The sequence below is a fragment of the Helicobacter enhydrae genome (assembly GCF_001693335.1).
Lineage (GTDB): Bacteria > Campylobacterota > Campylobacteria > Campylobacterales > Helicobacteraceae > Helicobacter_G > Helicobacter_G enhydrae.
Window position 1 is genome coordinate 1,179,733 of the sequence record NZ_CP016503.1, and the last position, 22,849, is coordinate 1,202,581.

Annotated in this window: 25 protein-coding genes and 1 pseudogene; 15 read left to right on the top strand and 11 right to left on the bottom strand. The window is 32.2% G+C overall.

Annotated elements, in window-relative coordinates; genetic code table 11:
- Window positions 1-262: 262 nt before the first annotated feature.
- The 11 genes from BBW65_RS05685 (at window position 263) to BBW65_RS05740 (ending at window position 8,091) form a co-directional block, all read left to right on the top strand.
- Window positions 263-1,372 carry a hypothetical protein gene (locus tag BBW65_RS05685; RefSeq protein WP_066340896.1) on the top strand — a complete coding sequence of 370 codons (1,110 nt, stop codon included), beginning with the start codon at window positions 263-265 and terminating at the stop codon, window positions 1,370-1,372.
- 162 nt (window positions 1,373-1,534) lie between these two features.
- Complete coding sequence (locus BBW65_RS05690; RefSeq protein WP_066340898.1) at window positions 1,535-2,221, top strand: polymorphic toxin type 50 domain-containing protein; 687 nt, start codon at window positions 1,535-1,537, stop codon at window positions 2,219-2,221.
- Window positions 2,222-2,236: 15 nt separating this feature from the next.
- Window positions 2,237-2,833: a hypothetical protein gene (locus BBW65_RS05695; protein ID WP_066340901.1), complete on the top strand. Its 597-nt coding sequence runs from the start codon at window positions 2,237-2,239 to the stop codon at window positions 2,831-2,833.
- A complete protein-coding gene (locus tag BBW65_RS05700) occupies window positions 2,818-3,480 on the top strand; it encodes a hypothetical protein (protein ID WP_199919397.1) in 663 nt (220 codons plus the stop codon). Before BBW65_RS05695 ends, BBW65_RS05700 begins: the two co-directional genes overlap by 16 nt.
- An 84-nt stretch (window positions 3,481-3,564) precedes the next feature.
- Window positions 3,565-3,771, top strand: coding sequence for a hypothetical protein (locus BBW65_RS05705; protein WP_066340904.1), 207 nt, complete (start codon window positions 3,565-3,567; stop codon window positions 3,769-3,771).
- Between the two features lie 848 nt (window positions 3,772-4,619).
- Complete coding sequence (locus BBW65_RS05715) at window positions 4,620-4,940, top strand: hypothetical protein (RefSeq protein ID WP_066340907.1); 321 nt, start codon at window positions 4,620-4,622, stop codon at window positions 4,938-4,940.
- 117 nt (window positions 4,941-5,057) lie between these two features.
- On the top strand, window positions 5,058-5,240 hold the full coding sequence (locus BBW65_RS07885) for a hypothetical protein (protein ID WP_199919398.1): 183 nt from the start codon (window positions 5,058-5,060) through the stop codon (window positions 5,238-5,240).
- Between the two features lie 140 nt (window positions 5,241-5,380).
- A complete protein-coding gene (locus BBW65_RS05725) occupies window positions 5,381-6,421 on the top strand; it encodes a hypothetical protein (protein WP_066340911.1) in 1,041 nt (346 codons plus the stop codon).
- 58 nt (window positions 6,422-6,479) lie between these two features.
- Window positions 6,480-7,373: a hypothetical protein gene (locus BBW65_RS05730; RefSeq protein WP_066340913.1), complete on the top strand. Its 894-nt coding sequence runs from the start codon at window positions 6,480-6,482 to the stop codon at window positions 7,371-7,373.
- A gap of 175 nt (window positions 7,374-7,548) precedes the next feature.
- Complete coding sequence (locus BBW65_RS05735) at window positions 7,549-7,863, top strand: hypothetical protein (RefSeq protein WP_066340914.1); 315 nt, start codon at window positions 7,549-7,551, stop codon at window positions 7,861-7,863.
- Between the two features lie 60 nt (window positions 7,864-7,923).
- Window positions 7,924-8,091, top strand: coding sequence for a lipase family protein (locus BBW65_RS05740; RefSeq protein ID WP_199919399.1), 168 nt, complete (start codon window positions 7,924-7,926; stop codon window positions 8,089-8,091).
- A 979-nt stretch (window positions 8,092-9,070) separates the two neighbouring features.
- Here BBW65_RS05740 and BBW65_RS05750 read toward each other — a convergent pair.
- Window positions 9,071-9,745: a hypothetical protein gene (locus BBW65_RS05750; RefSeq protein WP_066340920.1), complete on the bottom strand. Its 675-nt coding sequence runs from the start codon at window positions 9,743-9,745 to the stop codon at window positions 9,071-9,073.
- Between the two features lie 49 nt (window positions 9,746-9,794).
- The gene (locus BBW65_RS05755; protein ID WP_066340925.1) at window positions 9,795-10,043 is read right to left on the bottom strand and encodes a hypothetical protein; all 249 of its coding nucleotides are present in this window, start codon (window positions 10,041-10,043) and stop codon (window positions 9,795-9,797) included.
- A 1,301-nt stretch (window positions 10,044-11,344) separates the two neighbouring features.
- On the opposite strand from BBW65_RS05755, the gene BBW65_RS05765 reads away from it, so the two are divergent.
- Window positions 11,345-12,298, top strand: coding sequence for a hypothetical protein (locus tag BBW65_RS05765; protein ID WP_066340930.1), 954 nt, complete (start codon window positions 11,345-11,347; stop codon window positions 12,296-12,298).
- A 293-nt stretch (window positions 12,299-12,591) separates the two neighbouring features.
- Complete coding sequence (locus tag BBW65_RS05770) at window positions 12,592-13,173, top strand: hypothetical protein (protein ID WP_066339674.1); 582 nt, start codon at window positions 12,592-12,594, stop codon at window positions 13,171-13,173.
- Between the two features lie 10 nt (window positions 13,174-13,183).
- Here the strand turns inward: BBW65_RS05770 and BBW65_RS05775 are convergent, their stop codons facing one another.
- Window positions 13,184-13,894, bottom strand: a complete 711-nt coding sequence (locus BBW65_RS05775) for a hypothetical protein (RefSeq protein WP_066339677.1) — start codon at window positions 13,892-13,894, stop codon at window positions 13,184-13,186.
- Between the two features lie 204 nt (window positions 13,895-14,098).
- Here BBW65_RS05775 and BBW65_RS05780 point away from each other — a divergent pair, with 204 nt between their 5' ends.
- Both BBW65_RS05780 and BBW65_RS05785 read left to right on the top strand, forming a co-directional pair.
- On the top strand, window positions 14,099-14,797 hold the full coding sequence (locus BBW65_RS05780) for an NYN domain-containing protein (RefSeq protein WP_066340940.1): 699 nt from the start codon (window positions 14,099-14,101) through the stop codon (window positions 14,795-14,797).
- Window positions 14,798-15,297: 500 nt separating this feature from the next.
- Entirely contained in the window at window positions 15,298-16,041 is a 744-nt protein-coding gene (locus BBW65_RS05785) for a hypothetical protein (protein ID WP_199919400.1), read from the top strand.
- Window positions 16,042-16,555: 514 nt separating this feature from the next.
- Here BBW65_RS05785 and BBW65_RS07890 read toward each other — a convergent pair.
- From BBW65_RS07890 to BBW65_RS05820, 8 genes and pseudogenes are all read right to left on the bottom strand, one after another.
- Window positions 16,556-16,696: a hypothetical protein gene (locus BBW65_RS07890; RefSeq protein WP_199919401.1), complete on the bottom strand. Its 141-nt coding sequence runs from the start codon at window positions 16,694-16,696 to the stop codon at window positions 16,556-16,558.
- 409 nt (window positions 16,697-17,105) lie between these two features.
- Complete coding sequence (locus tag BBW65_RS05795; RefSeq protein ID WP_066340946.1) at window positions 17,106-17,834, bottom strand: replication initiation protein; 729 nt, start codon at window positions 17,832-17,834, stop codon at window positions 17,106-17,108.
- A gap of 960 nt (window positions 17,835-18,794) precedes the next feature.
- Entirely contained in the window at window positions 18,795-19,019 is a 225-nt protein-coding gene (locus tag BBW65_RS05800) for a plasmid mobilization protein (RefSeq protein WP_066340948.1), read from the bottom strand.
- 59 nt (window positions 19,020-19,078) lie between these two features.
- Entirely contained in the window at window positions 19,079-19,675 is a 597-nt protein-coding gene (locus tag BBW65_RS05805) for a P-loop NTPase family protein (protein ID WP_066340950.1), read from the bottom strand.
- A gap of 435 nt (window positions 19,676-20,110) precedes the next feature.
- Window positions 20,111-20,252, bottom strand: a pseudogene (locus BBW65_RS08035) (IS1595 family transposase); the annotation flags it as partial.
- Window positions 20,253-20,369: 117 nt separating this feature from the next.
- Entirely contained in the window at window positions 20,370-20,984 is a 615-nt protein-coding gene (locus BBW65_RS05810; RefSeq protein WP_066340952.1) for an NYN domain-containing protein, read from the bottom strand.
- A gap of 833 nt (window positions 20,985-21,817) precedes the next feature.
- Window positions 21,818-22,099: a helix-turn-helix domain-containing protein gene (locus BBW65_RS05815; RefSeq protein WP_066340954.1), complete on the bottom strand. Its 282-nt coding sequence runs from the start codon at window positions 22,097-22,099 to the stop codon at window positions 21,818-21,820.
- Window positions 22,100-22,101: 2 nt separating this feature from the next.
- Entirely contained in the window at window positions 22,102-22,410 is a 309-nt protein-coding gene (locus BBW65_RS05820) for a type II toxin-antitoxin system RelE/ParE family toxin (RefSeq protein ID WP_083986096.1), read from the bottom strand.
- Window positions 22,411-22,849 lie beyond the last annotated feature (439 nt).

Consider the following 22,849-nt stretch of genomic DNA (forward strand, 5'->3'; position numbering starts at 1 on the left):
TTTACAAGAGGTTGTGCAAATTGCAAGTGGAAAAGATGGATTTAATGCACTTCTTACACTCTATAACAATGAAGATATTTCCAAAGAAATATCAAGGCTTATATATTAATGATGTTGTAGGGAATGGGGAGAGGGATTGGAGGTTTTGGCTTTGTAAAAAAATGTTGAGTATTTTACAAAGCAAGAAAGCAAAAAGAGTAAAATTGCACATAAGGGCTCTATAGCAAAAAGACAGCCATCTACGCAATTTGAAAAGAACTTCATGCAAGAAGTCAAAAATAATCCATTAGAGGGAGCAACACAAGTTCCCATCAAAATGAATGATTCTAGATGGCCAAGCAATGAGGGGTGGGTTAAGATGCAACGCTTTAAAGATGGTCCAAAGAATGAGAGGATAACTATACACTTCAATTACAATATAAAAACAGGAGCTTTGATGATTTTAAAATCAAATAAAACATTACAAATTTTCCAAAAGAAAAATCATCTTGGCGAGGGAGTCTATTTTTCAGTTCAGCAGGATTTGGAATATTACTGCTACACTTGGATTTTTGGCTATTGGGATAGAGAAAGATCGATACAAATTGTGGCAAAAGGTTATTGGGAGTTTTCACCTAGCACAACTGAGAGGGTAGAAAATATTCTCATTCCGCTCAAAGAGTTTTTAAAACATCAACAATCAAAAGAAGTTAAGATTCCCAATCATTACTCTGCATCCGAATTTCAAGGGGGTAGTCATATCTGTTTTCATACTGATTTATGTGGCATTTTTTATTTTGATTTATACAGCATTGATCTTATGGATACAAATCTGCAGCCTTTTCTACACAATAAGGGTCGAGCTAGTGCTTTTGTATTGAAAAATATTGTCATTAAATCAGATGTTATTAAAAAAATTATTGATGAGATAGAAAGTAAAGTCATCCATAATCAAGATAGAGATCTTTGGATTCAAGATCTAATTGATCAATTCATTCAAGAAGATTTTAGCTGTTCTATTCTAGCTTTATATGAAAAAATTATTCGGCAAGCTCAAGATTATTCTCGCCATCAAACACCCATTCAATATTTTGAAGATTTTTTGCAAGAAATGTTTATTGAGGGATTTGAAATTAAGCGTTTTAGCCAAACACTGCCCAACAACCTTTTATATAACAATGTAAGTATTGACTATGGATATTCTCCAAAACTTAAGGCAAAAATAATTGCTAAAAATATACAAAATTTTATAAAGTCAAAAAGTCATGAGAAAGAAAATTTAGCAGATGAGATTAAATTAGTGCATCCAAAATATCAAGATAAGATTATCAATCATCCAAATAATCTACCGTATCCCAAAGAAATTCCCTATGGCTTAAAAGAAGAAGTGTAAAAAATAAAATCTTTTAGTGTCCAAAGTGCCTATCACTTCTTAAACTATGCCAATCAGAATACCAATACAATCAGCACTCGAGAGTGGAATGCTAGATATGCAAACTCAAAGATACTGCAAGAGGGGAATACAAGGAATATCAAGGCTTATATTAATGATACTATGGGGAATGGGGAGAGGGATAATAGAGTTATAGGAACAGCTTTTAAGATTTCAAGATTTGCTGCAGATTATATTTCCAAATATAAGAAAGCTCCAAGCCTAGAAGAATTCAAAAGGTTTGTAGGAAAAGAATGGCAAGGAATCAAAGAAAGTGTTGATATACTTTTTGGTGATGATTCTCTTCCTGACAAGCTTAATGCTGCTATTTCTTTCAGACGCCTTTTGATGTCTAGCTCTTTGGGGTTTGCTCCCATAGGAACGGGGATTGATTTCAAATCCATTTATTATATGGCAACAAATGATGATAGCCCTAAAACACAAAATACCCCCCCTTCAAATAAAGGGAATGGTAGTAGTGCCAATGGTGGGAATAAGGGAGATGGAGACAAGAAGGATAAAAAAAATGGGCAATTAAATCAAAACAAACAAAATAAACATATTGTTGGAACCAATGAGCATAAAACTGCAACACAAAACACTTCAAAAAGTCCAATTGAAGTGGATTCAAAATTCTTAGAAAAAATTGTCAAACAGAAAGGATCAGGGCAACATAGAGAAGTTATAGATTTTGATAGAATTATTGGGAAACATTATGATAAGACTACTGGGAAATTTACTCCAACGAGCAGGGGAACAATTCATTATGACAAAAATGGAAATTTTCATATTGTTCCAGCTACTCCATAATACAGAAGGATAACAATGAAACTCATTGCAACGGGCATACATTTAAGCAAAAAGGAAAATATGGATTTTGGGAAGTGCATTGGGAGTTTCAATCTTTTGGGGAATCTTGTACCCACTTCTATGGGTTTAGTGCATTACGATATTAATAATGATTTTTTTGTTGTGCCACTTTTGTCTTATGATACGCCCAAATCTAGAGCTTCTAACCTCTATGAAGCTTATGCCAATGAAGAGCTAATCTTTGAGTGGCAAGATTTTGATGCTAGGAGACCAATTCTAGAGTTTTTAGGAATGGGGGGAGATTATTTCTCTTTGATGGGTTGCACTTCTTTGAAGATCAGGGCAATTTTGCTTTATCAAATTGAAAGTTATTTTTGGGATTTAGAATGTGCAGACTGGAGTGATGTGCTCTATCAAAGCTATGTCATTAAGCCTTTAGAAATTTTAGAAATCAAAAGCAAATTTGTGATGCAAGAGCCCCATTATTCTAAAGAAATAGAAGTTTTACTCACAGGACTTGAACGCTATTTTGAGATTCATAATCTCAACAAACCAACAAGAATCTTTAAAGACAAAGAAGCACTCAAGGAATCCCTATGGCAGTTAAATTAATTGCGACAGGCGTTGGCACCAAACTCAAATTTATCAATTATTTTGATAAAGATGCTTATGAGTTATATTGGGGGCACAAAACACCTTTTTTGACACATCCACAAGCCACCATTCACACTAAACTCGACAACACCCCTCTCATCACCAAAGCTAAGCCCAAGGCAATCCCAAATCCTCAATCAAAGGATCTCTATGAAGCTTATGCCAATGAAGAGCTAATCTTTGAGTGGCAAGATTTTGATGCTAGGAGACCAATTCTAGAGTTTTTAGGAATGGGGGGAGATTATTTCTCTTTGATGGGTTGCACTTCTTTGAAGATCAGGGCAATTTTGCTTTATCAAATTGAAAGTTATTTTTGGGATTTAGAATGTGCAGACTGGAGTGATGTGCTCTATCAAAGCTATGTCATTAAGCCTTTAGAAATTTTAGAAATCAAAAGCAAATTTATTCATCATTGTGCAGAAGAATATCTTGACTCTATATTTGAACTCTTAAATTTGCAGATCATAAAAATACCTAGATTTTTTGAGATTTATAAAAATAATTTTCCAAATTTCATCTACAACAAAAACAAAGAATCATTAAATCTTGTTGCCTACTCTCACGGAGGCAATATAGTAAAATATGCTTCAAAAGAATTAAAATAAATTGTTGATAATGCTATCTTTCTAGCCACTCCATACAGAAAGAATGCGAAGTGGAATTACAAAGCAGTCAAGAAGGGAGGAAAGGTGGTGAATGTGTATGATAAGAGCGATCTCGTGATTCAGCGATATCTTGGAAATATGGTAATAGATGGACTTGCCGATCAAACCATACCAGAAGCTACCAATATTCGCATCAACACAACACCATTATACAAACAATATGACGCTCACACCACAATCCAAACTCGCGATAAATGGAATCAATATGTCGATCCAATATTAAGGAAGTAGATGGAAATTGTAGAGCTAGGGATTCTAATCATTGGAGGCTTAATCCATATTGCACTAATCTTTATTTTTGTTCTTGTCCCACTTTTGCTTTATTTCTATAATCTCCTCAATCCTACAGGAATAATTCTCAAAAACACTGCCTTAAGAATGGTTGTTATAGGATTGATTCCCACATGCACTCCATTTCTATTTATGCCTGCGTATAATCTTTTTCTAATAGGAGTTATTTGCCTTATTGTAGTGATTTTAATTCTGTCGCTTTTTTTGTCCTATTTCTTTTCTGCTCACTATTTCCGCCACTTGTTTTTGATCTACTTATATTATCTTACGATGTTTTCTTTTTATTTATTGACTAGATACACAAATTATTTTCCACCCTATGATGTCTTATTGAGCTTCATAGTTTGGGTGATTAGTTTTATTGCTCTTTCTCTGCTTCTTTATTGGTTTGTCGGACTTTTACTTTTTCAAAAGTCTTATTTCAATAGGCATGATAGAGTGTGTATTCTTTGGTGTTTTGGTGTAATTGTAATTGCTTCTCTTGAAGATCCAATTCTCAAACTTCTCATCTATAAGCCCTTATCCCTTGTTTTCAATCTTGATGGATTGTGGATACTTTTCTTTTTTGTCCCCCCTTTTACAATCTATGGTCTTATCCTCTTTTTCTATTATAGTCGCTATTTCTTGAAGCTCTATCAAAACAAAAAGCTCAAGAAATAATCCAACAATCAATGAAGCTCTTTTTATACTTCTTTTTCTCTTTCTTTTCTATATCCCCCAGCTTCTTTTTCACTCTCACAGAATCAAAAGCTTTGGAATCAGTCTTAGCCTATGCAAGCATAGGAAGTTTGAATCCTCAAGCAAAGATAGAGATTGTTTCAAATCAAGACACTCCACAATCTCTAGGAGTGCATACCGATCTTTCTACCACTTCACTCATCACCTCCATCTCTCAAAACCAAGATCTCATCACTGCTCTTAATGGACTCACCAATCTTAACTCTAAAGAAATGCTAGAAGTTTTACAAGAGGTTGTGCAAATTGCAAGTGGAAAAGATGGATTTAATGCACTTCTTACACTCTATAACAATGAAGATATTTCTAAAGGAATATCAAGGCTTATGTTAATGATGCTATGGGGAATGGAGAGAAGGATAATAGGGTTATAGGAACAGCTTTTAAGATTTCAAGATTTGCTACGAATTATGTTTCCAAATACAAGAAAGCTCCAAGCCTAGAAGAATTCAAAAGGTTTGTAGGAAAAGAATGGCAAGGAATCAAAGAAAGTGTTAATATACTTTTTGGTGATGATACAAAATACCCCCTCTTCAAATAAAGGGAATGGTGGTAGTGCTAATGGTGGGAAGAAGGGAGATGGAGACAAGAAGGATAAAGATTGTGGTCGTATTGATATAAGTGATTTTACCAAGCGAGTTAAAAATGAAAAATACAAGGGAGACTCTAAATAACCATATTTTAAAAATCCCAAAACGGGAGAAATGATTCAAAAAGATAATGCCAATCACGGAGGGCGTTATTATAAACTCTTTGATAAAAAAGGAAAAAGGAAAGGTTCTGTAGATGAATATGGGAGGATTATTTCAAAATAATGCATTATTATTGTGTGCCAACTCAAAAGTATAAAATTCAAAGCTATACAAATTTACAAGAAAATATTTTTTTTACTCTTTTGGTGGAACTCACCAATACATTTGAGGTTTATCAAGTATTTAGACCCGAAGTTTTAGATAAATTAACAAAAAAACAAATGCTTTCTTGGCAAGATTTTTCCCATCTTGCAGATCAGATTCTCTATCGCATTGAAACTCCATCATTGCGAGAATGGGAGGCTTTTGATTGCTATTCCTGGATGCAAGATTGCTTTCCAGATGACTTGCTAATCATTAAAGAATTAAAAATTGCATTTTATGTAACTTGCTATTGTTTTATCCATATGTTCATAGAAGACAGTATTGTTATTGCAAAAATAAACTCTATCATTAAAAAGCATAATTTTTACCTTACACAAGATCTATCCAAAAATATAAGATACAAAGTAATCTATGCAAAACCAAGAAAGCTCTCAAAGCGACAGATATCAAATCTAATTGACAAAAAAGATTATGATTTGCTTATGCAATTCTTCAAGCTAAAAGATGAATTTGATAGTTGTTTGAAACACGATAATGAACACCCTTATTGGAATTTTCTTAAAAAGAATACATCTCATTTTTTTATTACACTTTGGGATCATCGGATTAAAGATGAACAAGAATACAGCAAACTTATCATTAATTATTTCTTTGATTCTTATTTGTTAAAAACACAAAATTCTTTGATGCAACAAAAGCAATTAAATGAGGATAAAATATTTAATTTTGTCATTTGGCTTTCATCGCAATTTGAAGGATATAAAATCTATTTCGAAGACAATGATGAGCTTATTTTACACAAGATGACTCAACAGGATATAACAAATAATTTATATATGGGAGCAAGATTAGGAAGAGGACATAGTCTTTATTTTCCAAAGGCAAAAATTCTTGTGGATGCAATTACTGAAGACTATTGTATAAACTTGATTATTTTTGATAAAACCACAAATATTCAAAAAAAGATTATAAAAATGGGATTATACATACTTCACTAATGTCAGAAAGAGGGCATGGATACAAAAAGAATACAACTAAAGAAAGATGGAAAAATCTATGAAGGCTACAAAGTTAGAGAGGCAAGACCAGATGAAATACCCAAATCTTGGGAAAAATAAAAGATTTTTAAATTCCTTTTGCTCAAAAAATGCAAAAAATTTTGTAGAGTGGATTCCTCCGATTGTCTCAGAATATCTAGTTTTGCTCGTATCGTATAATTTTTCTATTGATCATTTGTTCAGCCTCCTCCAAAATCTGTTTTATCCAAGGATTATTACTTATAAAAATATGTTGTTTTTTGATTTCACTTTTGATCAAACGAGCATTGATGAGCTCATTTTGCACATCAATCAACAAGAGATACAAAAACAAATCAATCAAGTTAATCTCTATCAAATCTTTAATCCAGTCACAGATGAAGAATTGCTTCAGATTCAAGAGCTAAATCGATCTTTATTGTTTTTTTGGAATCTTTTGTATTCCTCCTTTCTTGTATTTGAGCTCAATGAAGACACAATAAGCTTTTATGCAAAACAAGATGTGAATATTGAAATAAGCACAACCAAAGAGGATATCTTTTCTTTTCAATCCTTGATTGAAGAATTGCAACACTATGATTTTGATTTTTGTACTCATTTGGAGTTTTTACTCGCATTTTCAGATTTTTTACATCCTTCAATTCTTAATAGAAAAAATCAATATTTTTTAGAATGTCTTTTTAAAGAGGAGCTGCGGAATGAATATCAGCAAAGTTCCAATATTGCAAACTTAGAATTGGCAATGAATATCTTTGAAATTGATTTTCAAGATCAAAGACATTGTGAAAATTTTTGCTTTTTCTTATCATTAGTCTGGAACCTAGGGTTTAAGAAGCGAGGATTACAAATAAGAACAAAGATAGGAATTGATGAGGATGAGATGTTTGTAGCTCAAATTAGTGTAGGAAGGTAGAAAAATACTTGATGGAACACGGCAATTGTCAAGATTTTGTGCAAAGCATTTTATAGAGATACAAGCAATTAAGTGAGAAATAATGAATCTCTATTCTTTGTGTTTTTACTCTATCTAGCTCTCTTTTTTATCCCAAAAATCAAACAAACAAAATAGCAAGTCTCATAGCAAAGAAATGAGAAAAAGATTTAAAAACACACTAAACAATTTAGAAATATTGATAAATATTGATGGCTCTGTCCTACTAAGGTTAAGAAATAACACGGCACACAAAAACTTACATACTCAAGCCAACACTCCCACTCTTGCCATCTCTGCCAAAACCATTACAACAACAATTTGGCAAATCAAGAAACAAGTGATTCTAGTGGATTTTATGGCTCTACTTCTACAGGAAGGAAACATACTGATTTTAAATCTGATTTCAAAAAAGCAGTGGCAGAGACTCTATAAGATGACAATCAAAAAGATTTTCTTGGGGTGGAGATAATAATGTTGAAGCAAGGAAATAGGCAGGGAGACATTAGCTCAAATGATCCAAAAAGAGTTATTGAAACTCAAAAAAGGAGAGCCCTTAAGTCTTGTTGCCCACTCTCACGGAGGCAATGTGGTAAAATATGCTTCAAAAGAATTAAAACAAATTATTGATGATGTTGTATTTCTAGCCACTCCTCATAGAGAAGATGTTAAGTTTAATTATAGAGCAATGAAAGAATAAGGTCAGTTTGTAGCACCTATCTTTAGAGATGGAAAATGATAGAAAGTTTATTTGAGACTCTATTTCAATTGTCATACGGTGTATGTATGTTTTACCCCCCTCTTATGATGTATTTTTACAATCTCATTCACGACACACAAAAACAAAAGAAAAATCTTGCTATTAGATTGATACTTATAGGATTGATTCCTTTGTATCAAAGATGGAATGATACTTTTGAAATGCTCTCATTTTTTGTTTTCTCATTTATTCTATTTATTCTTATATGTTGGATTAGTAAAACTAAACTTATTAATAGATATTTCCATCATCTTTGCTTAATTTGTATTTATTGCATTGCGATGCTTTATTTTTCATCATTTGCAGACAATAAAATTGTCAATGTTTTATTACTTGTTCTCATTGTAACCCCCTCTCTTATCTTTTTGGCTCTGATGATGTATTGTATTATCGCTTTGTTGTTCAGTTTTAAATTATTGAAGGAGTGGTGCTTTCACGATATGGTTTGCTTGTTGTGGTATTTTGCTTTAGTGCCAATAACAATGATTGAAAATCCTCATATTGTTGCACTATTTGCAAATATAAAGAGTTATATAACACAAGAACTCTATTATATTGCACTTGCCTTATTTGTATTAACTCTATTTATCCTTGGTTCTCTAATTATTCTACATCATTCTTATTATTTTCTAAAACTCACCCTTACAAATCAAAGAAAGATTCAAATTTTGTTTTTTTCTATCATCTTTGTTTATTTATCTACCCCCTTCTTTTTCGTTCTTTATTCAATTGGAAGGCTATAGTCAAAATAAAGAACAAATCCACATGACTTTAAATAACAAAGAAGCAAACACTCAAGATTTCAATATCAATCCTCTCTACCACTTCACTCATCACCAAAGACAAAATCCACTAGGGCTCTTGATACTTCTTTGATCATAATTAAAAACCATTATTTGACATTAAACAATAGTGATATTTAGGAATTTTTCAAAACTCCACTGAATTTGAGTGTGCGACATCCTTTGTCATAAATGTAATCAAAATTTGGAAAAACAGATTTGAGTTCATCTAACTTATTGCGTCTTTTCAAATCTGATAGAACCTCGATAGCACTGCTTTTTTTATTGCTATAAGCGATTCTAAAAGCGTTTTCAAGAGTTGTGGCTGGGATCTCAAGCTCATCGCGATTAATAAATTCTTGTCTATGCAGTGTTGATGTTCTAGAAATTGCACGAGCACTCTCTTCAAGCAACAACTCATAGAGCCAATAAGTGTATTTGTTTGAAAAGCCAAAAATATCTCCAAATTTCTGATTGGTGTAATCTCTTGTCACTGAAACAAAAAATACGACTTCTTTTGGAAATGTGATTTCAAACTCAAGCATCTCCTTGTGGCGTTTGTTGCCAAAAATCACCCAGCTACTCAAAAAACTAAATTCTGCTTCAGATACCTCTTTGAAGTGGCTAGAACAAAAGAAATTCTCTTTTTGCAAATCAAGCACCACCATAGAATTATCTTTCAAAGCAATCTCTTTGTCCTTTTGTTTGGCAATCTCTTCCACGACGGGCAAATAGCAATTCAAGATTTTAAAATTGATATTTTTGAGTTTAGATATGCTTGATTTAAAATCCTCAAACCAATTGTGTCTCATCTCAACACCCTTATATTCTTCATAATAAGTCTTGAAGAATCTTCGAATCTCATAATAATGCAATATAATGCAATCGAATACTTTCTGAGCGATAGGCAAAATGTTCTTTCTTTTTGTTGAGAGCATTTTGTAAAAGGAAAAAAAGCCAATTTTTAACAACAAGATCCAAGCTTGAAAGCTTCTTTGGATCAAATGCGAGTTTTGTAAAGGGATTATATTTGCGAATCAAAAGCGATTTGTCAGCATAATCCTTGAGGTCATAATCCAAATCAGAATAATCAAAAAGATTTAGTTGCATAAATTTCTTTTCTTTCATAATTTAGATTATATCCCAGCAAGACTCATTTTTCTTTTTTTTTAGGGTTATTTCTTTTTTTTTAGGGCAGGAATTTTTGAGGATTCAAAAATTAGAGATCTCTCAAGCTACACAAATGACGATATTTGAGGAACATAGAAAAAATCAGAATTCACATATTCACATACACTACAAATATATAAATTTATAAACTTAAAAAAGTAATTCACATACCTTTGATGATAAAAATCTGCAAAATCTGCCCTAAAAAAAAGAAAAAGATTTTGAAATGAAGTAATCAATTTGTAAAATATTTAGACACAACTTCAATGATTAATTGACATAGATCTTGAAAAAAATGGCAACCATTCTGTATGAGATATATGATGTAATTCATCATTTTTTCTAAAAAATCAAGATCCATAGTCTGACAACACCTCTATTTTATTTTTTATTTTCCACTTTACTTTTCTAGCTATTCTTTTTTTATCTTTTTCATCATTCTTTGCTATCAAAAATCGATTTTCTTTGCCTAAGGAATATCAACACACTACTTTTGATACAAAAACGATTTAAAGCCCATTTAAAGCGATATTTTGATCTACCTCTCATTTTTTGACCAAAAATCCATTTCAAAAGATCGACAATTTGGACTTGCCAATTTTAATCCGAATACGGAACTTTTTGTGCATTTTTTGCGAATTTTCCAAGGCTTTTCAATTTTTGATTTTTCGAAAAAAACGGCAAAAAAAATGCAATTTCCTCGAGCAAATCGATTTTTTCAAAAGAAAAAATACCGCCAAATTACTTATATTTAAACAATAACCATTTTATTTGCCAAATATTCTTTAATTTTTTACTTGCCAAATATTTCTTAATTGATTTAGCTACAAATTATTCCTTAATTCTTTATCTGCCAATTATTCCTTAATTGATTTAGCTACAAATCGTTTTTACATATATATAATTATATATATTATATATAATAATCTCAACACCAAAAAATCATTCTAACTCCCTTATATACACAGAGAGAGGGACATCATAGAATAAGAAAAAAACTGCATAAATCTACCCCATTAAATTATGTCAATCTACCTATGGAAATTATGTCAAACAACCCCATTAAATTATGTCAATCTACCTATGGAAATTATGTCAAACAACCCCATTAAATTATGTCAATCTACCTATGGAAATTATGTCAAACAACCCCATTAAATTATGTCAAATCATCCACAAAAAATCATCACTACAAAAAAGTGCTATAATTTGCAACATTTCAAATATCAGGAGTGTTTTCAGTGGCAATTTCAGCTTACGAATTAAGAGAATTGAGAAAATTACGGGAATTTGAAACTTTAGGATATGAGCTAAAAGAAGCAGAGAAATTAAAAAAAGGAAGTCTCGAATTTAAAAAAATGATGACAGATGCAGAATACTATTCTCATCCACATACAAAACAAGAAGTCAATTTAGATCTTGTCCCATACAATGGATTAACTTCAGCTCTTTCTGTAATTGCCAACATTCCTATGATCAGAGCAACACTCAAAAACATCATCAAAAATGCAAAAGCTATTGAAAATCTATCTTATAACAACATTCCACCAGTCATTCCCTATGTTCCAATGTTTGCTCAAACAAAAAATGAAATCTATGATGAGCTGACAAACAATAGATATGGCTATATTCTGAACATCGATTACAATTATTTCATCTACAATTTGTCTGAATTCTTTACTCCTGAGAGCAGATTGAAATTCATTCAGGATTTTAGATTAGTCGTGGGTGAGCCAAATCCTAATGTAAGAGTGATGTCTGCGTTATTTGAATTTGGTTTTGGTATCTCTTATTTCAATTCTAGAGTGGGTTTAAAAGCAGTCTCATCAAAATACACAAAAAAGTCAGAGATGAATTATTATTCCTCGTTGATCATTCAAAAAAAGAGCGATACCAAAGAAAAAGATGTGGTCCAAATGAATTGTATCGCCTTCAAAAAGTCATTCATTGAGACATTTCTCCAAAGTTCAGATGCTGAGGAAATGAAAGTTGTAATTACAATGAAACCTCTTATTGAAATGACTCAAGAGGTAGTCAATATTCTTGCAACAACGCTATATGGCTGTAATGAGTATTGGATTTTTAGAGCTTTAAAAAAAGCTGGAATTAGCCAAAAGAAATTCAAAGAAACAACATCTGTTGGGCGTCGTAATTTACTCAAATCCATCAACATTGAAAAAAGATTTTACTCATAGCAATACTTTTTATATAGAAAATAATACTTTTGATATAAGAAACTATACTTTTGCTATACAAAGTATTATTTTCAATATACACAACATTACTTTTTATATACAAAACACATACAAAATATAATCTTTGTATAGATTGCAATACTTTTGATATACAAAATAATACTTTATATATAAAAGATAATACTTTCAATATCAAAAACACTACTTTTGCTATATTTTGTATATCCATTTCAAACGACTAGAGATACAAAAGGAAGTGTTATAATAACATCATCAAAAGTAAAGGAGTAAAAATGTCAAACATTGTTGGTTCTATTAGATTGGCAGAGATGGTGAATAGTTTTTGGGATAATCGTGCAAAGAAGCAACTTGCAGAACAGATTGTGGAGATTGAGGGGATTTTGGCAAGTGATGATTATTTTGGGTGGTTGGTTAAGAATGATAAGATGGGATACCTTAGGGCGTTGTCTAAAGCTAAGTATGTGTTTAGGGGGTTGAATCGTGATGATGTGTATGATGGGATGATTGATAATGAGGGGATTAATCCTGAGTTTGTGGCAATGGTTGAGGAGTTTTATTATAATGAGATCAGACGCAATGCGAATATTGTGGATTTGAAGTTGGCAAGATATAATGCTTTGAGGGATGCGTTGATTGAGAGAACCGAGAATGATAAAACAGCCTATGTCGATTATGCTCAAATTGAATTTAACATCACAAGAGCTGAAATGTTTGAAAAAGTCAAAAAGAATGAGTTTGTGTTTGTTAAGGCAGTTGCAAATGATACTTGGTATATTCTCAAGAAAGATAGATACAAAAAAGGCATTGAAACAAACACAGCATTTCTAAATTATCCACTCGAGCTTTGCTCCTAATCTTATTTAATTAGGGGATTGTGGGAATTCCACTTCCCCCTGCTCCACCATTATTTGGTATATTATTCCCCACCATATTGCTGTTTTGGCGGTTGTTTTGGAATACGCTTGTGATTTTTTTGAGGTTTTGTATATGTTTTCCATACGGGGTGACAGAGGCGAAATTGTTGAGTGCGTTGCCAATGGCGTTGGATACTGATTCTGCTCCTGCAAGTGTTCTTGCTGCGTCAGCTCCACCTAGTGCGTAGGCTGCGGCTGAACTGACATACCCCATATTGACAGTGTAGCCTCCTGAGATAGAGAGAGCGGAGGAGACATTGCCTGAGACATCGGGTCGATTTGGGGAGACTGCGAGATTGAATTGTCCTAAGCCACCAAATCCTGAAATGTTTGTGCCTGTGGTGTTTTGAGCAAAGATTTTGTAGGCTTGGGTTTTATCATTGCTGGCAAGGGCTTGTTGGATTCTTTGAGAAGTTGCAGGGGAGAGTTTTGCAAGGTTTGAGAGTTCTTGGACGACATTTGAATTATCCATTGATTGTCCTAGTCCGACTAGTTTGTTGGCATCATTCATTCCTGCAAATGTTGCTCCTCTTTGTGCAACTTGACTGAGATTGCCAGTTTGTGAAACTGCTCCAAGTTTTTGAGCACCATCTAGGGATGAGCTTGCTGTAGAATAACGCATTGCGTCTAAAGCACCTGCTGTATTGGAAATTTTTCGCATTGCGTCGTAAGAATATTTAGGATCCTAGTCCTTTTTCTTTTTTTGGTTGTTTTTGCAGATCCGTAAGACTATTGCAGTATAGTAGAATGGATCTAAGAAGCCTTGCACAAATAATATTGTGCAAACTATAAAAATAAATAGCTCCATTTGTTTCCTTGATATATAAATTAATAATAAGTTGTATTTTGGCAGTGGTTTTAAGGAATGGAGTTTTGGTATAATGATTGTCTTATTAAATACACTAAAGGCAATATTGCAGATATGGAAAATCAAACTCAAACCAACAATCAAAATACAATTCAACCCAGTATTGAAAGAAACAAAATTGCAATTTTCGTAGATTGGGAAAATTTAAGAAAAGATATAGAAAAAGCTCAACGATTTATCAGACAACATGATCCAAATTTTATAAGCAATAATAGATATATTGACTATAACAATAAAGATCATATCATCTATTTTTTGAATTTTTTTCTAGAGCCAAATGAATATCTTTATAGAATTTTCTTTTATACTTCTATGCCATTAGAAGCAGATCCTGCACAAAATATATCTGAACATCCAAGAAAAAAAGAGATAGAAGAATTTATTAATGGAATTGCACAAAGTCCATATTGTGCGTTAAGATTGGGAAAATTAAAATACATTAATGGAAATTTTCAACAAAAACAAGTTGATATGTTAATGGGGCTTGATATAGCTCATCTTTCTTACAATAAGCTTGTAGATAGTATCTTGGTTTTTTCAAAAGACACAGATATTATCCCAGCACTAAAATGTGCAAGAATTTGTGGAATTCAAGTAAAAATAGCACATCTAAAAGAAGGATTAATACTTTCCGATGGATTTAAAATACATAGTGATGTTATTGTTGAGAGGGAATATAAAAATATAATTTTCTGAATAGCAAATTGAAAAAAATGCCCAAGCTTTCCAGCGATTATAACGAAAGCCAATGGGCTAATATTAGATTGAAATTGTATCATAATTTCCAAAAAAAGAAAAAGTTTGTTTGCCTAGCCAGTAGAAAAAATCAATGTAGCTTTACTCAAATCCATCAACATTGAAAAAAGATTTTACTCATAGCAATACTTTTTATATAGAAAATAATACTCTTGATATAAGAAACTATACTTCTGCTATACAAAGTATTATTTTCAATATACAAAGCAATATCTTTTATATACAAAACACATACAAAATATAATCTTTGTATAGATTGCTGGGTTATTGATATGTTTTTCTTGCTTATAAAATGTTTGGCTCTGCAAGATTAAGACAGAAAAAATAAATTTAGTTGGTATCCAACTTTGAGTGATCACTTCTTCGTTCATTACATACACGATGAATTTAGGGAAGCTTTTGACTTGCTTGTTCGGGATAGGCAAGAAGAGCTCTCTAGGATGAAAGACATTAGAAAGTCAATTAAGGCATTAATCCAAAAAATAGGTCAAGAAAATGTAATGAAATCGCTGATTAAAAACATTGGCGATAGTCTTAAGGAATTGACAAAGGGAAATCGGCACTATTTCAATGGTGGAGAAGAGAGTCTTTTAAATATTAAGTCTGTGCTGGCAGAATTTGAAAAGACAGAAAATGTAGCACATCTTGTCCAAGCACTTCAAAACATCTCTCAAGCTATGGAAAACGACGAGATGGAGAATAACGCTAAAATCACATCTAGCAAAAAAATCATTGAAAATTTACTGCTGTGGAACAAAATGTATCCCAAACGCATCAAAAAACTTGAGGCTCCGACAATAGTATTCAATCAGATCTATAGGACAAATCGCATTGAAATTCCTTTTGATGAAGATGGATTCAAAGGACTTAATTTTGAATATGAAAACCTATTCTTTACTTCATACACGCGTGAGACTTTTCAGCAAGAGGTGGATTTTTTCAATCAATACAAAATCAAAAGTATCAGTATGATAGAAAATGAAGAAAAAGAGCTTGATGGATTGACACAAGAAATTGTAAAAAACAATATGTTGGAAATTTTAGAAAGAGGATTCCAGCTACTAGGATATGAAAAAAAGAAACTGGACAATTTGGAAATGATTTTGCTCAACAATCCATTGAAATTCATTAAAAATGTGGGAAGCTTACAAAATATGCAGAACCTACCGCTGAAGAGCTTATGAAAGAAATTGGAGTTTCGGATAATCAAGGTGTTTTGCCTGATTCTCAAACAAATGAGGATTTAGGAAATGGTGAAAAAAAGGAATGGACGACTAAGAAGATTTAAGATCCCAGTCCTTTTTCTTTTTTTGGAAAGAATTTGAAAAAGTGTGATTGGTTGCTAGGGGCGTAAAATAGCATTAACTTGGGGGCTTGGAATGTGTGTTTGTGAATTTGTAAAAATCCTAAAGATAGTTTGCTGATCTTGGTATGCTTTGATAAGTTGCTTTGCTTTTTTCTAAAAATTTTTGATACTTTGATGATTTTAGTTTAGGTTTTGCTCCCTGTTGGGAGCGATAAGCGAAACAAGGAGTAAGCTATAAACAAACATAGCTAAGCCTTATTAAGTTCAAATTCTATCTCAAGTTTGTATTCTTTGGGTTCAAATCTGAATGGAGCAAAAACTTTAGCAAGGTTGGGGCTTCCTGCCCCCCTCTTTTTTGCTTTGAATCAGTCAATCCCAAATAGGTATTTAGGCTATTTAAGCAAAGAAAGCCTTACCAAACCATTTTCTAGCCTTATCGCATAAGAGCAATCCACTTGTATTTTTCTAGTCTTGTCTTTGAAATTTTCATTGCCTTTGACAATAAACTGCGTATAAAGATTCTCCAATGTCATATCACAATGGTTAGTTTGCTGATTGCTAAGAACTTTTGCAAAGGGAAAAATTGTAGAATTCGTTTGTGGAGTGTTGTTCCTTAGTGGAATAGAGGCTCCACTAAGGGAAATTTGCACTCCTCGAAAGGAGGAGCAAACTATGCGAAACACAACGCTAATTATAGCACTGCTAGTGGCTTTTGTGTTAATTACAAAAGCATTTTAGCAGTTGGGAGCTTTTGGCTCCCTGTTGTTTTCACTCCCTTATTCTAATTGCTCACAATTATGGGAATTTAGAGTGTCCTCTTGCCTAGATTCTAAACAAGCACCCACTATTCATAGCGGTAAGATCTCTAAATTGTCAAGATTATATCAATTAAATTTTAAAAAGCCTTGAAGGTGGATTACCCTCACCTAAGAGATAGGGCGATCACTCTTTATTTTTCAAGTCTTTGGGATTAAAATCGATTGTGAGAATTGAGTTTTTGTCAAGAGTTTTTTTCCTTGATACATTGATTTTTGTTTTCATTTTTGTTTCGATTTCTTCAATAGCGGTCTCTATATTTCTTTTATAATTCCTTGTTTCCAACTCTGTTTCTGAAGCACCAAGCAATATGGCAAATTCTCTTTCATCCATAATGATTTTCCCAGTCCCCTTGTATCTCATCATATTGTAAAACAGAATCTTTGAAGGTGCTTTTGTTAAAAGCTTGACATTGTTGTATGCTACATTAAAAAAGTTCTTTTCCAATTTGTTGAAGAAAAACAAAAAACTATCATTGACCTTGACTGTCAATTCAAAATCGCTTCTATATTCTCTGTCAAAAGAATATTCTATGAAGAGTCTTAGTCTTTTAATAACTTTTCTTGAACCAACGCTAAATTTGTATGGCTCTTCGTCGACATATTTCAAGTCTAAGTTATATAGAACTTGAGCGATTTCTTCGATATAGCTATATAGCCGTTTTTTGTCCTTCATTCCTGTAATCATTAATAGTTGATTTGCAGTAAATGTCACTTCGCTATTTTCTTTGTCATAGAGATTTGCCATTATGACCGTTAAAAGATTGATTGCACCTGCGTTTAATTCATATAATGGCAATTTCGCCATTAGATCATTGTGTGAATCCAAGGTGCTTGTGTTGTTAATTTCTTTCATTGTCGCTCCTTTTTGAATTGTTTAAAAAAGCTAATTCTAAACTAAAATGCTTTTTGTTATTAAAATAAGCTATAATGGCAGTGCTATAATAAGTATTGCTTTCATATTTGCCCTCCTTTCGGGGAGTGTAAATTTCCCTTAGTGGAGTTCCATTCCACTAAGGGGCAACACTATCTTGAAACCAAACTCCCAACTCTTTTTTGATTTCTGTTCTATCAGATTTAATCCGTTTTTCCAAATTTTGATTACATTTATGACAAAGGATGTCGCACACTCAAATTCAGTGGAGTTTTGAAACATTCCTAAATATCACTATTGTTTAATATCAAATAATGGTTTTTAATTATTAAGTAATGTATTAAATTGTAAGAGAACTTGGATAGAAAGAGTGGGGTATTGGCTTAAGTATTGCTTGGATCTTTTGGAGTCTTTTTGGTCTTCCGACTTTTTTGCTGGGTTGTTCTGTATATTGTGTGATATTCATTGGTGTTTGGATCATATCTTTTAAGGTCACTTTGTCGCTCATTTTTATCCTTTTTATATTGTTTTTTATATTTTATTGAATATAAGAAAATATTTTAAATATTAAAATATAGGAGATAATAATGCAAAAGAAAGTTTAATTGGGATTTTGGTAAATTTATTTTTTTGAAATGAGGCAAAGTTGTTTTTAGATAATCAATATGCTCTTCTAGGTCGCCTTTAATATGATCTCCCATATGAGCTTGAGAGCCACTTTACATTTCTATGTTTATTGTGGCTCTATAACACTTGGGGGTTGCCTTAAAGTCTATCAATATTCTTAAGGTTTTATGCCCAAGCTTCTATGTCCAGTATTCTAATAAAAATTTGTGTTCTAAAATGCAATTATGTGCAGAACTCTCAAAGTTTTAAGAGTGGAGTATTGGCTTGAGTATTGCTTGGATCTTTTGGAGTCTTTCTTTTTGTATTGAAAAACTTCTACAATCCAAAAATTTTCATTCGTGCATATTGGGTTAAACCAAGTCCCTTTTCGTTTGCCTCTTTTTGAAGTATGTGTTTTTCTTCCTCAGTGCAGTAGATAGTTACAATATGATTGCGTTTTCTTCCACTTGGTCTGCCGACTTTTTTACTGGGTTGTTCTGTATATTGTGTGATATTCATTGGTGTTTGGATCATATCTTTTAATGTCACTTTGTCACTCATTTTTATCCTTTTTATATTGTTTTTTATATTTTATTGAATATAAGAAAATATTTTAAACATTAAAGAAATTTTACTAAATTTAGCAATGCGTCATATTGTGGGTAGATGTTTCTATAGATATGTCTAGAAGCATGATTTTCAGAATAAATCTCTTTGACACTCAATCCCTTGGCAATCACATTATGAAAAATCTTTGATTTTTTGAGAGGCATAATTGGCAAGTCAAAATATTCTTTCAGTTCATTTTGTTTTATTTCAAACTCTCCATCTTTTTCGTGCATTGTAATGATGACAATGATTTTGGAATTGAAATCTTTAAGTTCTGCGATTGTGGAGGCTGTTTGTAAAACAGAATTTGGATTTTCTGCACTACAGGGGATAAGAATTTTATTGCATTGCTTGATCACATTGACAACTCCTTTGTGCGTCCATCCTCCAAAATCAAAGATTTGATTTTCTGACATTTGAAATGTTTCTAGATCTAGATCCGAGACAAAAGAATATTTTCCAAAGAAATAATGGTCTTCTTGACTTGAGAAATATCCAAGAACTGAGGTGTCATTTGTGGCAATATTTAATTTCAGATCGATTGCCAAACTCATTGAGATTGGAGTTTTTCCTGTCCCGCCTTTTTTGTTTAATACAGCAATTTTCATTTCTGCTCCTGATTTAAATCAAAAATCATACAATAGATATATTAAAAAATATAAAAATATTTTTTAATATTAATAGAATGTTTTAATATATTAAAGAATTTATGAATTATCTAGATGTTGTCTATTCGAGGCGTCATTTGGTGTCTGAAACAAGGGGGGAGAATTGCTAGAGTGTTTGACTAAGATCCTAAGTAATAAAACCCTTGCTTCTTGGGAGTAATTCACCTATTACTTGTAGCTCCGAAAGATATTTAAAAAAATATTTGCTTTTATTTGTCACAATTTCAAGGATTCGAGGCTATGAAGTCGGATGGTCTCACGCCTTGCTTTGCAATGGCACCCTTCGGGGTTTCCGCATTTATCCTAGAAATTCTTCCAAAATGATTTTTAAGTAATTGAATATTTTATTCTTTCTGTCACGAAAGTAATAATCGCTACCAGATTATTGAGTGTAATTCTAGAAATTCCACTTAATTTTGATATTTTTGAAGCTTCAATATCAAGACAAAAATACTCTAAAATTTCACGAAATTTCTTTTCAGAAATTGAAGGAACGAAATATATACTTGTTTTTCATCGGACTAACTTAAAACTCCTAATAAAGTTTTTAAGTTATCTTGAGCTTTTTATAGAATCTAACCAAAAAATTCAAACATTTTAATCCAAATGGGCTAGATTCTGTTGTGCTATTGCCTTATCTCCATTCTTGAGGAATACAAATTTTTTCTCCATTAAAATATATATTCTCTGGTAAGAGAGATTTTTTGATGTGGCTTTTTTTGATTTCAATCCAACGATTACAAGAAGTAAGATCTCTAGCTTCTTTAAGTTTCAATGGTGGAACAAGGAGAATAATATTCTTTTGAGGGAAAAGCATTCTTACTCTTGATAATGTTGAAGATAAATCTGTATCTGCAGTGATTACGAAAGCCTTATCAAATCTATTCTCATAGGCATCTTCTATCAATTGAATAGCTATGTTGATATCACTCTCTTTTTCCTCATAGGAATGATAGGTTGTATTGCAATTCTTACAAAATGGATACTTGCTTTTAAATCTCCCTAGAATAATTTTTATTCCACGAGATTGCTGAGCCTTAAGATATATTTTTTGTCGCTTTGTTTGTTGAGGATTTGCTGGATTATATTTCACCAATGCTGTGAAGAGATATACATCAATGAGTTGATCTGAATCTTTTAGATAATTTTCGCAGAGTTTTTTTAAATCAATCCATTTAAACAAAGGTGTTTTGAGTTGTTTGATTGCATAATATAAGTTGAAGCCATCAATATAAGCATTGACTCTCATTAGTCCAAATCTCCAAAGGAGATTTGGTTACAACCATATAGGTGTAAGTTGTAGATTGCATTATACATAATTTTTCCTAATTTTTTTAAAGCATTAAAAATTTATCCAATTTTATAGAATCTAACCAAAAAATTCAAACATTTTAACCCAAATGAGCTAGATTCTGTTGTGCTGTTGCTTTAATTTGGCTCAAGGTGGTTAAAAGGATTTTCACTTATTCATTTTAAGAGTTTTTGCAACAATTCTCTTGGTGGTTGTTTGTATGGATTCTCAAACCCTTTCAAATGCAAGATGTTTTTTGATTTCTGCGGTTTGGTATGTGAGTCTGATTCGCTTTGCAAAGCACTGAAAACAACATTATGTATATTATTCGCAAGTAAGGGTGTTAGTGTTTGGCTGATGACCCTTTCTTATTCTTTTTATACACACTGAAATAAAATTCTCCTCCGCAACTTATTCTAAAATCATTTATTTTCTGTTTTGTTTTGTGATTGCTTGCTGATTCTAAGGCTATGGGCTTTTGCAATTTACCTTTCTTTGTCACAATTTCAAGGATTCGAGGCTATGAAGACGGATAGTCCTCACGCATCGCTTAGTCGATGCCACCCTTCGGGGTTTCCGCATTTATCCCAGATGCTTATAACGATATACTAGATTTAGACTACAAAACAATCAAGTCAAAAAATATCCACAAATGTCAGCAGAGCAAATGTCAGCACAATTTGCACCTTTTTCTGTTCTAAGAGAGTTGGGGTATGAAATAAATCCAATCTTGCTGTATCTTAAAAGCGTTTCTTTAAGAGAGCCAAGTGTTCCGCCCCCCTTTCTTTATTCTAAGATAATTTAGTTATAGCAACTCTTTGCCCACAAGCTTTTAAATAGTTTGAAAAGGTGCTAAATTTGATATTCCACGCTCCGCTTTCTATTTTAGCGACAGCAGATTGCGTGATGCCCATTTTTTCAGCAACTTGTGCTTGTGTAAGTTTGGCTTTATTCCTCGTATCAATCAAAGCCTCAATCGCATTAAATTCATCGCCTAATGCTTCATACTCTTTTTTAAATTCTGGGTTTTGCATAAGCTCTTTTTTGACTTCACTAAATTTAATGGTTGCCATGTTTAAAATCCTTTAATCTTTGCTAAATCTAACATATTCTTCGGTATTTTATTGCTCTTTTTTATGAAAGTTAGCAAAACAATAATTCTTTTATTGACTTCATAGCAATAAATGCTTCTAGCGATTCTATTACTTGCTTTTATGCGTATTTCAAACAATCCATCGCCTATATTTTTTGTGTGTGGCTCACCTACAGCATTTCCCTTTCTTTCCAACAATTCAATAATCCTAGTTCCACGAGCCAAAAGTTCTTGGGGTAATTCTACAAACTCGCTTTTAGCTTTTTCATTGACAAACTCTACATTCCACACGATATTTCCTTATCAACAAATAGCGATTTGATTAACTCCAAAAGAAAATGATATTCTCCCCTTAGCAAAAGCATACCATAAATACTAGATTTGGCACACCAGCAAGAGATTTTCACGCAAAAAGGTTCAAGAAAGCTTATTGTTTTTAATACCCAATAATTCGTATAATTCTTTTGCTTTATAAAATAAGACTTTATTTGCAGTAATTAAAAAATCACAAATCTCTTCAAAAAAGAAATGATAGCTTGATGATCAAACTCAAGCTTTAAATCAAAAACCATCAAAATTTCAATCCTCAAATTTTAGTTATGAAAATCAAAGTTTTCAGATAAACAAGGCTTGAAGTGCCTAATTTGCGAGGTTTTATGAAAAAGTTTATATGCTGATTGAAAAAATCAAACCTTAAAGAGCCTTGCAAGCCCCAAAACATCGTATCCAA